We start from the raw sequence: 13,159 nt of genomic DNA, 5'->3' as shown, positions 1-13,159 counted from the left end.
TAGGCACGCCGCCAGCGTTCGTCCTGAGCCAGGATCAAACTCTCCAAAAAAGTTATTTCAACTTCTTATTGAAGAAGATGATGACTTGCTCATTGTTTCTTTGAAACTCTTGCGAGTTTCTCTCATTGGCTGTCCTTGTTGTTTAGTTTTCAAAGACCATGGCCGTTTTGGCTGGATTCGCACCTTACCATTTACAACTGACGATGTCAATGGCTAATTTGCTTCCCCTTTACTACTACTAACTGCTTTTACTTTAGTAGTTTGTTTTGAGGCACTTAGATATAATAACACTTGATTGTCGACCTGTCAACTTCTCTTTAGACATTTTGATCCTCCAATATTTTCATACAACAAGTTAATGAGTCAAGACATAATTCAAGTAGACGCCTTGGTAGTATCAGCGGGCAGAGTGCCGAACTTTGATAATTAACACAGCCCAGCACCCGCGTCCCTATGGTCTAATTAAACTTCACGAGATAATAGCTTTTCTTTCCGCGACGTATAACCAGGTACTTTCCACCTAGCCGATCCAGTTGGGAAACGTTCGTTTCTAAATCTGAATGGCGAATATCGTTGATATAAATTGAACCGTTCTCAATTGCTTCCCTGGCTTGACGCTTTGAAGAAACGACTCCTGCTTGAATCAACAAATCCACGAACCCGATTTCAGGATTGTCGATGGTTGCGGAAGGCACATCACTGAACCCTTCTTCAACCTCTGCAGCAGACAGATCCTTTAGGCCTCCCCCGAAAAGTGCTTTTGATATTTTCTCTGCTCGATCAAGAGCATTCTGTCCATGAACTAACTTTGTTACTTCATCAGCTAATGACCGCTGCGCCCTTCTCTTTTCAGGTTCCTTTTCTACTCCCTCTGTCAAAGCCTCAATCTCGTTGAGAGACAAGAATGTAAAATATTTAAGAAATTTGATAACATCTCGATCATCTGTGTTCAGCCAAAATTGATAGAATTTATATGGAGACGTCTTTTTCGCATCTAACCAAACGGCTCCTCCTTCAGTTTTCCCGAATTTGACCCCATCACTTTTAGTGACAAGTGGCATTGTCAGCCCATGTATTTCCTTCACCTGATTGACCGAAGTCCGACGAATTAAATCAATACCCCCTGTGATATTACCCCACTGATCACTTCCACCCACCTGCATCTCGCAACCGTACACTTCATTGAGCTTCAGGTAATCGTAAGATTGTAATATCATATAACTAAATTCGGTATATGATATTCCTTTACTCATTCGTGCTTCTACCGAATCTTTAGCTAACATGGTTCCCAGAGGAAAGTTCTTTCCGATGTCCCGCAAAAACTCAATAACTTGCAGAGAGCCAAGCCAATCATAATTATTTGCTACGATTGCTGGACTTTCTTTAGTTTCAAAATCCAAGAAATGTCCTAGCTGATCTTTAATCTTATCAGCCCACTGTTCCACCACTTCTTTGGGGTTAAGTACACGCTCCGAAGCTTTACCGCTTGGATCACCAATCAACCCTGTTCCTCCACCTACCAAGGCAATCGGTATGTGGCCCGCCAGTTGAAACCGCTTCAAGACCAATATAGGCAATAAACTCCCAATGTGCAAGCTGTCCGCAGTCGGGTCAAATCCGCAATATAGCGTCATCGGACCGGCAGCTAATCGTTTGCGTAAAGCCTCCTCATCCGTATGTTGGTAAATGAGTCCTCTGCCTTTCAATTCACTAAAGATGTCCATTTAATGATCCCCCTTACTATTTAAAATCCAGTCCAGTGCAGCCCCTATTCTCGTATGCTCATTACAAATCGCTAACTTCTAAAAGCAGCGCAAAATGAATAAATCCCTCAACTCAAGGTTGAGGGACGAAAATAGTTCCGCGGTACCACCCACATTGATGCCGATATAAAACAGGCATCCAGCTTCATCAGCGTTAACGAGCTGATCCGAGAGTTTTAAACTCTAGTCATGAGGCGTAACTCTTGGTTTCCAGGTCGGTTTGCACCTCACACCGACTCTCTGCTACCTTCCACCAAGTTTCTTCTCAATCATACCATTGACTTTATGTACATAAGCTATTAAAGCATTATACCTTTTCTAACTCGCACTCGCAACTAATCTAATTTTACTTGCCCTTCTTTTATGATTTACCTCCTCTTGTAGAAGTATGATATAATTCAGGATATTAAAATCAGCGTTTGCCTCATTTTTTTTACTTTATAGGAGGTAACAATTATGCCGACATCCCGGAAGCCATCGGGTCCTCAGCGCCAAAAACGCTCATCTAAACGTCGGATCGTTCTCTTATCCATGGTCAGCGCGATGACACTTGTGCTGATTAGCGTAGCAATTTTTGTTGGAATTGCTGCAGCCACGACTCCTAAATGGGACCCTGCTGCACTTGATGACCAAAAACAGACATCCTATGTATACGACAAAGACAACATCCAAATTACTCAATTACATGGACTCGTAAACCGTCAGGTTGTCCAGGCCTCCAAAATCCCAGACCTTATTAAGAAAACGTTTGTAGCGGTGGAGGACAAACGCTTTTATCAACATTTTGGGGTTGATCCCATTCGTATTGTTGGCTCTGCGCTGAACGACATTCGCTCGGGAAGTGCTAAAGAAGGGGCAAGTACCATTACCATTCAACTTGCCAGGAATGCTTTTATCGAAGATCCCACTGCCAAAACACTGACTCGTAAGATTCAAGAAGCAATTCTTGCCATTCAACTTGAACACGAGTACACAAAAGATGAAATTCTAACGTTTTATCTCAATAAAATTTTCCTTGGTGAGTCATCCTTTGGAATCCAAGCGGCAGCCCAAACTTACTTTGGCAAAGATCTGGGGGATTTAAAACCTGAAGAGGTTGCTTTGTTAGCAGGTTTACCGCAGGCCCCGAGTCAATATAATCCTTATGTCCATCCCGAGGCCGCCAACAACAGACGTAACATTGTTCTCGGTGTTATGCGAGATGCTGGGATTATCTCGGCAAATGAGTATACTCAGAAAAAAGATACCCCTTTCAGCTATGTTGAAACCATGAAAAAAAATCGCAGTGGTGCTCAAAAAATAACCATTACAGAAACCAATAACAAATTTCCCTATTTTGTTAATAAGGTTGTTGATGAACTCGAAACTACCTATAACTTAACGGATCAGCAAATCTACAGCGGTGGTTTGCGAATTTATACGACCGTTGATTCAAAGATCCAAAGTGCTGCGGAAGCCGCATTTGCTGACCCTGCCAATTTCCCTAAAGGAATCAATAACACAAAAGTCGAAGGCGCAATGACGATCATTGAACCTTCGACTGGAGCAGTTCAGGCTATGGTCGGCGGTCGGGAGTATACAGCTGGTGGATGGAACCGGGCTTGGCAATCCAAACGGCAACCTGGGTCAACGATTAAGCCATTGGTCGTCTACGGGCCAGCCATTGAGAAGGGCGGCTATTTCCCGGGTACGGTACTTGACGATATGCCAGTTCGTTACGGAACCTACACCCCTACGGACTTTGATACCATAGACAAGGGCTGGAAGGGTCTTATTACCATGCGCTATGCTCTTGAAGACTCTGTCAATGTCTATGCCGTCAAACTACTGAACCTTATTGGTGTAGATTACGGTTGGAAGTTTGGTAAGGATAATCTCGGTCTCCCTTTAGAACAGGGCGATCGTAATTTAACATTGGCCCTAGGTACACCGCTTGTATCCACACTAGACATGGCTTCTGCTTACGGAGTTTATGCCAACAATGGTGTTAGCGTTACCGATCATACCATCGTTAAAGTCTTAGATGCCAAGGGAAATACCCTGATCACCCCGAAGATTACCAAAAACCGTGTCATGAAAGAAACAACTGCCTATATTATCAACGATATGTTGCGTAGTGTAGTAACCGACGGAACAGGTGTCAGCGCGCAAATTGGCAACTGGGCCGTAGCCGGAAAGACTGGTACCACGTCATTAGACCCCAACAAATATGGCAATAAGTCTGGCAATCCAGACGCCTGGTTTGCTGGATATACTCCAAATTACGCAGGGATTGTCTGGATGGGCTATGATTCTGACCCTGACGGACAACATTACTTACGAAATGTTTATGGGGGAAGTTATCCCGCTCAAATATGGAAGAAAGTTATGACAGTCGCTCTTCAGGATCTCCCTGTGCAATCAAAGTTCACAATGCCTTCAGGGATTATCAGTGGTTCCTTTGATACGAAATCCGGGTTACTCCCAGGCAGTTTAACCCCCTCTGCATTTATCGAGACGGAGATCGCCGCCCAAGGAGATTTTCCAACTCGGGTCAGTGATGTATGGATGCAAAAGGATGTCGACGCCGACCGACCTAACATTTTAGCAGCTCCAGGTTCCAAAAATACTTTAACTAAAACATTTTTACATTTACCTAGTCGTGATCCGTCATGGCAATGGCCATCTAATGAGGCGCCTTACAGACCGCCTACTGAGTCGGCCCCCGATCCTATTACCAATTTGGATCCGACAATTCACACTCCTATTAATGAGCCTCCCGTGGTAGAACCTCCCCAAGGGGATCCCACGCTGCCCTCGCCTACACTTCTCAAAGTCACCTATAATCCCCAAACGTTTAAGGCACTTATCTCCATGACTGTCCCTTCAGGAAACGAGAAAGATCCTACTATTTTCTACCTACAACGGTCAGGTCAGACTGCTATAGAAAACTTTGCTATTAATGCTTCGAACGCGAGATCGACTACCATTACCATTTCACTCGCTGAAAATGGTAAACCTCCCATTCCAGGTGAATATCTCTTCTGGGCCGCTTTTAAAAATCGAAATGGTTCCGGAGTCGGGCCACCTTCTGGAAGTGTAAAATTAACAATAACCGACTAAAATCAATTTGTCCTTTACCAAAAGAAACTTCTTTTTATTAGAATCATCGAATGAAGATATCCTGAATCTTCAGGACTTGCATCAAACAGTCTATTTATTTATCCATAAAAAATAAGAAACAGCATTGAAGCCCTTAAAGGTTTCAATGCTGTTTTATTATTCTCGAGTCCACACGCTTCGTTTCACTAGGTTTCTCACTCACCTAAGCTCCACAACCGTGACTCCAGAGTCCCCTTCGCCATATTCCCCGATCCTGAAGCTCTTAACATGCGGGTGCCCCTTCAGAAAATCCTGTATGCCAGCTCGCATGGCCCCTGTTCCTTTGCCGTGAATAACGTAGATCAAGCCAATTCCGCCAAGAACGGCGTCATCCATATATTTGTCTAGAGCCTCCGTTCCCTCTTCGACGAGCATCCCTCTCAGGTCAATCTCACTGCGGATTTCCTCCGCTTTACGCATTCCAATACCCATATCACGGGAATATTTTGGCGAGACCTTCTTCTCCTCCTGAGCCAATTTTAATTCTATCAGCGGCACCATAACCTTCATGATACCCGCTTGAACTAAGACTTCGCCATTAGAATTTGGGAGCTTTACCACTTGCCCCTTCTGCCTGAGTTTCGTCATATAAACCGTCTGACCTAGCATAATCTGATCTGCTGACAATCCGCTTCCTGAACGTTTTACTTGCCTGCCATGATCCAGCTTCGCTGAAATACGACGAAATCCCTGGCGGGCCTTCTCAATATCTTGTTGTTGTTTGTTTTCTTTTTTAAGAGCCGCCTTTAACTCCTCGATTAAGGCATCCGCTTCCCGTTTAGCCTCTCGAATCAATTCGCTGGCTTCATCTTTGGCCAAGGCCAATAATATCTCGAATTCCTCGTCTAAGCGTATCGTTTTTTCTTCTAGAGCCTTACTTTGCTTTTCCACTGCTTGTCGGCCCGTTTTGGCTTTCTGCTTTTCTAATTCAATCTCCCGATGGGTTTCTCCCAAGTTCTCGATGAGATCAGCCACTTGCATTTCCCGTTCCGTCACAAAGGTATTAGCTCGATCAAGGACCCGCTCGCTTAAACCCAGCCGTCCAGCGATCGTAAACGCATTACTTTTACCAGGAATCCCGACTAACAACCGGTACGTTGGGCGCAAGGTCTCCGTATCAAATTCCACAGAGGCGTTCTTAACACGTGGTGTATCATAAGCAAACGTCTTTAAGGCTCCATAGTGAGTGGTCGAGACTGTACGGCACCCCCGTTCATGGAGATCTGCCAAAATACCCATGGCAAGTGCTGCCCCTTCTGTCGGGTCTGTCCCCGCCCCAACTTCATCAAGCAAGACCAATGAACGCCCATCTGAGCGGTTAATAATCTCTACGATATTTTTCATATGTCCTGAGAAGGTACTTAAGGATTGCTCAACACTTTGCTCATCCCCAATATCTGCAAAGATCTGGGTAAATACTCCCATACGAGAATCGCTTTCCGCCGGAATGTGCAGGCCTGACTGAGTCATAGCTGCCATTAGTCCGACCACTTTGAGAGCCACTGTTTTTCCTCCGGTATTTGGGCCGGTAATCACTAACGTATCGAAATCAATCCCTAACTCTAAAGAAAGTGGAACAACCGTCCCACCGATCAACGGATGCCGAGCCTGGACGAGCTTTATTTGCTGCCCAGACATCAATTCCGGTGCACCTGCATTCATTGCCACACTTAAATGAGCCTTGGCAACCACAAGATCTAACTTGGCCAAGGCTTCATGAAGGTCGGCAACCGCATCTGCGCGTCCCTCAATTTGGGCTGAAAGCATTTGGAGAATTCGTTGGACTTCACGTTGTTCTTTCAAAACCACTTCTCGCAGTTCATTACCCAAATGGACAACGGGCATGGGTTCAATAAAGAGAGTTGCTCCACTCGCTGATTGATCATGGACGATGCCGGGAAAAGCCGTGCGATATTCCTGTTTAATCGGTATCACATAGCGATCTGAACGTTGCGTAATAATAGGGTCCTGAAGCATCTTTTGAAAGGCAGAATTTCGCAGGGTTCCTTCTAGACTTTCCCGAATCCTATTCTGCAACCGATAAATGGCGCGCCTGAATTCCGCCAGTTCTGGGGAGGCATTGTCTGCGACCTTACCATCCTCCGCGATGCAACGAGATATTTCGTCCTCTAAATCTTTCTGGGGTTCGATCGGTAACACTATCTCCCATAACCCTGGAAACACATCGATGGATTCCAGCAGAAGCTGTTTTATCTTTCGTCCTACTCGCAGCGTATCGCGGATCTCCAGTAGTTCCTCTCCATGAATAACCCCTCCGCGCAAACAGCGCTCGATAAAAGGACGAATTTCTTTGGCCCCACGAACAGAAAAGAGAGGGTTTCCTCTCAGAAGATTTTTTCCCTCTTCCGTTTCTTGCAAGGCCAAACGTACTGATTCATAATCAACATAAGGCGTTAATCCCACCGCCAATTCTTTTGCGCGCGGAAGGATACAATACTCTCCTAAACGTAATAACACCTTTGGAAAATCTAGTTTATTTAGGACTTTATCTTCAATTCCCATACGTCCTCCTCTGTCCATTCAAACGCAAGTCGAACCTATAGAACGCCACGGAAGAAATGCCCTTTGGTAAATCCCTCTGGGAAAAGAGTTGCTAACTCTGTCATCCCCTCATCCGACATCCATGAGGTTTTCTTGCCTAAATTTATTGTTTCCCAAGCCTCAGAAAACAAACGAACAATCTGCCGAACTTGTCCCGGGGTTTGCCGAGTCAATTGCAAGCGAACCGTCGAAATTCCCATGCGCCGAATTTGTGCAAGTTCTTCGTAAAGGTTAAGGATCTTAACATTAAAAAGATGCATCCTGCATTCCTGGTCTGTTTCCACTGGAAAATCATAGCGCATACGGTCTCGCAGATAATGGGGTTCTTTCAAACACGTTTTGGCACAATGTTCCCCTTTTTTCCCACCCAACGTTGCCCCAACTGGACAGTATTCACTCACCATCATCTCAAGATCCCCAAACGCCAGAAGCTCCACTCCTGGCCATTTCGCTAAGTGGTTGAGTTGTTCGTGGTGCAGTTCTGGAGAAAGGGTCACCCTGTTAGCCCCAAGACGCAAAAAATAAGCGAGGCTAGCTTCATTAAAAACATTCAAAGAATAATCCACTTCAAACGGCCAGTCCACATCAACAGCTCGCATTAACTCTAACTCGCCAAGGTTTGAAATCATCAGCTTGGGTTTTTCAGACCACTCAGCAGCCTTTTTTAAATCCCCTAGAAGACTTACGCTTTGAGCCTGATTCAAGACCCGAGGTAACCGCCAAACACAATCGATTCCCTGCTTCTTGCAACTTCCAAAACTAGTTCGAATCTCTTCCAACGAAAAACTACGTCGAGAACGCCAATGTTCCCCGCCAATGAGCACCCGCTTAGCTCCCGCCTTAAGGGCAGCTTGAAGCGCTTCCGCATCACTCACAGCCACAGAAATCCGGGGAACGTCGCTCTTACGTACGCTTGCTCGCCCCTCCGTCTGACGGTTCTTCCAATGTGCGACTCTCTGTCTGTAGGTTTGCCGCTCCACCCTTTGCCGAGGTTTTTCTCGCAGCAATTCTTCCACTGCTAAACGCCGCATTTCATTAATGTCACTCACCGGCAACATGATACCCTCGTCAATCTCTAATTCCAACTTGTCGAGCCAAAAAGGCGTTGTACCCAATCTACTTAATTGTTGGAAGGCATACTCTCGGGTCAACGGCCTTTTTAAAGCCTTTTGAGCTTCGTTCGCCGAATAAACGGTGACCCTACGCTCGCTTTCCATAACCTCTAAACACAATTTATCTCCCACATGCCCTGAAAGGCGCATGATCAGTGGACCTTTGCGTTGCTCACGTCCCTCTTGGAAACTTTCTCGAGCCTTTTCCATCAACACTGCATCATTGGTCTTAAAGACTCGATCCCCAGGCTGTGCTATGCCCGAAAACTCAATCTGGACGGTTTCCCCGTGAAGTCCTTCTTCAACCTCTGCCTTATCTCTCCAAATTGATCCAACCGTGACCCCTTCTCGACCACGTCCTGTCCAAAGTTCGATCCCATCGCCCGGATGCAAAGTAGCCTCAAGCTTGATGAATAATCGTCCTGATTCTAAACGAGCCACTCGACCGAGACGTGTCCCTCGATTGTTCGGACGGCTATAGCTCATTAGCTCTGCCCCGAGATTTTCTCGTAAATACCCGCTTGTAAAATCTCGATTAAACACCTGCAATAATTCCTGATGTTCTTCCGGAGTAAGCAAAGGGCCCTCTTCCGCCTGATCTTCAATCCGGTTTATTGCTTGCCTGTAAAGACGAATTACGGTTGCTACGTACTCTGGCCGCTTCATTCTTCCCTCGACTTTAAGGGAATGAATGCCGATTCGTTTTAACTCAGCCAGTTCTTCTGCTAAATTTAAATCTCGGGGACTTAACAAGTGTTCACCGGAGTTTTTCTGCACTAGAAGATTCTCTTTTTCTTCATTCACGAGCTGATATGTCATTCGGCAAGGCTGAGCACATGTGCCGCGGTTTCCGCTCCGCCCTCCTATAAAGCTTGACATTAGGCATTGCCCGGAATAGCCCACACAAAGTGCTCCGTGTACAAACACCTCTATATCGAGCGGTGTCTTTTCCGCAATCACTTTCATTTCATTCGCGGAGGTCTCCCTGGCTAACACAACTCTACAAAAGCCCAGCGTTTCCAAATGTTGAACTCCCCAACTTGTGTTAACTGTCATTTGTGTGCTCGCATGGGTTTCCAATTCCGGAAGAATTGAATGAATTAACTCCGCGACCCCCACATCTTGCACGATCACGGCATCGACGCCGATTTCATGTAAGGTATAGAGATAATCCAATAGTTCCTGGAATTCTTGGTCAGCAATAAGAATATTGACCGTCACATACACTCTAACATTGCGTTCATGGGCATAACGAATAGCCTTGGACAGCTCTTCCAAATCGAAATTTGCAGCGCTTGCCCTAGCATTAAAGCTTCTCCCTCCAAGGTAGACCGCATCGGCTCCGTTCTCCACCGCAGCTTTAAAAGCCTCAAAACTTCCGGCTGGAGCCAAGAGTTCGAGCGGTTGGGATTGCTTGGTAATAAGTTCATTCATTTAATTACTTCCCTTGTTTCTACATTGTGGCATAAATGGACAATCACTCTATTATAATTGTTTAATTATGTTTTTACAATTAAGGCACGGGCGTAACCCCACGTATTCTATTTCATAGGTAATGCGTCTGCCCAATTCGCGAGTTCTCCGCGGAAGTTCTTAGTTAATGAAAAAATCCTGCAATAAGGTTGATCCTTAAAGTGCTCCATATACGGCACGAAGCCACTTTTCGCAACGGGGATGTCAACTTGCCCTGAATGCCCAATACAAATCACCTTACATGAATCATGTACGCGAGTAAATATTTTACGCAATTCCATTACCGTGAAATTTTGGCATTCATCGATAATAATAGTCATGTCCTTTAGATTTGTTCCTCTAAGGAATAATGGAGTCTTGGGGTAACACCAAATAGTATCCATCAATCGTTTGATACTGACTTTTCTTCGAATTGCTTCATTTGCCAACACTTCTTCATTAAATACACACTGAGATGGGTTCTCATTAATCTCTAAGAGAGCATCAACAAGTGGTTGGTGATAGATACTTTCCTTCTCGCTTTGTGTGCCAGGCCTAAAACCCATTGCGGATTCTTGGACAGGGTTAAAAATATAGGTTAAAGGTTTATTAAGAATTTTAGCGCAGGCGACTGCAAGAGTTGTTTTTCCAGTGCCAGCTTTAGCGTTAACCATTACCAATTGATAATCAAAGATAGCATCCACATAATCACGTTGTTCGACGGTCAATTTTGGTGCAAATCCATATAGCAAGTTGTTTTCTGGTAGCGGCATTATATCACCCTATTCTTATTGTTATTATAAAAAGGATTTTAATGCTAAAGCACTATTGCGAACATGCAGTTGGGCTTTACCCACTATTCATCGAGGTTCACTTTCATCATTTTTATTATTCTCATAAATTAAAGATACATTCAATACCTATCCCTAAAATAATATAATAACTTAAGTCAAATATCCATGTCGAATCTATGACTCTTTTTGGGTAAGTAATTTTATTATGCCTGGGGTTACTTCCTCTAAAGTATTCCATTCCGGCCAATCCACTAGTTTATCAGACCAACACAGCGCAGGCACTGAGTTGGTCGTATGCCCTTGCACAGAAAAATCTTCGATATTGCCATGGTCGCTGGTCAAAACCAAGGCCAGATCAACACCTTCTCTGGCCACCGATAGAAAGCCTCCGATAAAGCTATCAATTTGTTCAACTAAACTGATCGCTTCCTCCCAGAGCTGCTTGTGTCCTTTAACATCCGTCTGGAAGAATTCATACAATGTGAAATCATAGTTTAAAGCAAGGTTTCCTAAATTCCGTCCGGCTTCAAACGGTGAAATCACAGAAACTCTCTCTCCCAGTTGAACGAGCAGTTCATTCGTCATATCATGATATACCGCTAACCCCTTGGCTAAATCAGCAACGCGTCTAAGACGTACGCCTCCCGCTTTGGCTGACAGGGTTGAAGCTGTATGAGTTCTTTTTCCTTTTGCAACCGCTTGATCATAGGCATCTGTAAATGTATTCGCGAACATGCCTCTCTTCCCTACTTCGGCTAATTGCCTAAAGATGCTCTTTTCGGCAATCATCTCAGCCAAAGGCCCATTAGGATATGCACGAAGATGATATCCTAGCGCTTTAGCAGCATTTAGACCCGTCCAAAGTGTTGTCTGACCTGTGGCGCTCTGGGGAGTTCCTGGTAATCCCAAGGTGGGGTCTAACGGTCTTAGCACTGTTTTATTATGAGTAATACAGCGTTTCCCCCAAAGTAAATGCCCTCCCAACAGTTCATCGAGTACAGGAGTTTTCGCTGCCACAATGGGGTTATCGTCTTTCGTTCCCAGGCCAAAACCATCAAGGAAAATCATAACCATGTGCATTTGATTTCTCTCCTTTCCCTTCCTATAGAGTATCCAACATCTCTAAAAAATGCTAGATATGCATAGACACTGTTTATTAAAAGCCTTCTTGAATTATTCAAAAATTTTTATTGACACCCTTTGTCATATACTTTAATATAAAATTAATTAAATAATGGTAGTATGGTAGTACAGTAGGGGTTGGGCAACGAAGCACTTCCTGCGGAGGTGTATTTTTTATGCCCAGAATTTTGAGGAGGTATGACGGTGAAAAAGTTATTGGCATTTGGTCTAAGTTTAGTGTTGTTACTCGGTTTAGTAGGATGCGGGGCAACGAAATCCGGAGCGAGCACAAGCGGGGACGCGAACGGAGAGAAAAAGGCATTAAAGATTGGGATCGTTCAAATCGTTGAACATCCTGCTTTAGATGGCGCACGAAAAGGATTTCTAGAGGCACTCAAGGCAGGCGGTTATGAAGAAGGAAAAAACCTCACGGTTGACTATCAAAATGCACAAGGGGATCAATCCGTACTACAATCTATTGCCCAAAAATTTTCCTCAGCCAAACTGGATCTTGTTTTAGCCATCGCTACCCCTTCCGCACAAGCTATGGCAAGTGCAAGCAAAGATATTCCTATTTTAATCACAGCCGTTACGGATCCGGTAGCAGCGAAACTTGTGAATAGCATGGATAAACCAGGAAAAAATGTAACTGGGACCACTGATATGAACCCTCTTAAAGAACAATTTGAACTTATGAAGAAATTGGTTCCTACCGCAAAAAAAGTCGGAGTTATCTATAATGCTGGAGAAGTTAATTCTCAAGTACAAGTGGCTATGGCGAAGAAAGTGGCCGCGGACCTTGGCTTAACTGTTGTGGAAGCGACCGTCACTACAAGCGCGGATGTTTTACAAGCAGCCCAATCACTAATAGGAAAAGTTGATACAATCTATGTACCCACAGATAACATGGTTGTTTCTGCTGCACAATCCGTTGTGCAAGTTGCCAACAAGAACAAAATCCCCGTTATTTCGGGCGAGAGCAGCGTTGTTGACAAAGGTGCCTTGGCCACAATCGGGATTAACTATCAAAAGTTAGGTAAACAAACTGGCGACATGGCCCTTAGAGTCTTTAAAGGAGAGAAGCCACAAGATATGCCCATTGAGAGTCAGAAAGAATTCGATACTGTATTCAATAAGGCAACCATTAATTTACTGGGTTTAACGGTTCCAGAGGATATCTTGAAGAACGCCACTTTTTCCAAGTAGCATTCGA

The 13,159-nt window shown here is 44.6% G+C and carries 8 protein-coding genes; 3 read left to right on the top strand and 5 right to left on the bottom strand.

Features of this window, described 5'->3' with window-relative positions:
• On the top strand, positions 1–217 hold a 217-nt coding region (locus tag E4K68_RS20530), incomplete at its 5' end, for a hypothetical protein (RefSeq protein ID WP_158291478.1).
• Between the two features lie 241 nt (positions 218–458).
• On the opposite strand, the gene tyrS is transcribed toward E4K68_RS20530, so the two are convergent.
• The gene (tyrS, locus tag E4K68_RS19405; protein ID WP_135380639.1) at positions 459–1,724 is read right to left on the bottom strand and encodes a tyrosine--tRNA ligase; all 1,266 of its coding nucleotides are present in this window, start codon (positions 1,722–1,724) and stop codon (positions 459–461) included.
• Between the two features lie 495 nt (positions 1,725–2,219).
• Between tyrS and E4K68_RS19400 the strand changes: the two genes are divergently transcribed.
• Entirely contained in the window at positions 2,220–4,865 is a 2,646-nt protein-coding gene (locus tag E4K68_RS19400) for a PBP1A family penicillin-binding protein (protein WP_135380637.1), read from the top strand.
• A gap of 198 nt (positions 4,866–5,063) precedes the next feature.
• Here E4K68_RS19400 and E4K68_RS19395 read toward each other — a convergent pair whose 3' ends face one another.
• From E4K68_RS19395 to E4K68_RS19380, 4 genes are all read right to left on the bottom strand, one after another.
• On the bottom strand, positions 5,064–7,427 hold the full coding sequence (locus E4K68_RS19395) for an endonuclease MutS2 (protein WP_135380635.1): 2,364 nt from the start codon (positions 7,425–7,427) through the stop codon (positions 5,064–5,066).
• A 35-nt stretch (positions 7,428–7,462) separates the two neighbouring features.
• Positions 7,463–10,012: a U32 family peptidase gene (locus tag E4K68_RS19390; protein WP_135380633.1), complete on the bottom strand. Its 2,550-nt coding sequence runs from the start codon at positions 10,010–10,012 to the stop codon at positions 7,463–7,465.
• Positions 10,013–10,119: 107 nt separating this feature from the next.
• A complete protein-coding gene (locus E4K68_RS19385; RefSeq protein ID WP_135380631.1) occupies positions 10,120–10,803 on the bottom strand; it encodes a PhoH family protein in 684 nt (227 codons plus the stop codon).
• A 195-nt stretch (positions 10,804–10,998) separates the two neighbouring features.
• Positions 10,999–11,904 (bottom strand): metalloenzyme, encoded by a 906-nt coding sequence (locus E4K68_RS19380; RefSeq protein ID WP_135380629.1) that lies wholly within the window; start codon positions 11,902–11,904, stop codon positions 10,999–11,001.
• A gap of 240 nt (positions 11,905–12,144) precedes the next feature.
• Here E4K68_RS19380 and E4K68_RS19375 point away from each other — a divergent pair, with 240 nt between their 5' ends.
• Positions 12,145–13,152: an ABC transporter substrate-binding protein gene (locus E4K68_RS19375; RefSeq protein ID WP_135380628.1), complete on the top strand. Its 1,008-nt coding sequence runs from the start codon at positions 12,145–12,147 to the stop codon at positions 13,150–13,152.
• Positions 13,153–13,159: the final 7 nt, after the last annotated feature.

The organism is Desulfosporosinus sp. Sb-LF, from assembly GCF_004766055.1.
In the GTDB taxonomy this organism is placed as follows: domain Bacteria; phylum Bacillota; class Desulfitobacteriia; order Desulfitobacteriales; family Desulfitobacteriaceae; genus Desulfosporosinus.
This window is presented reverse-complemented; position numbering and strand designations above follow the sequence as displayed.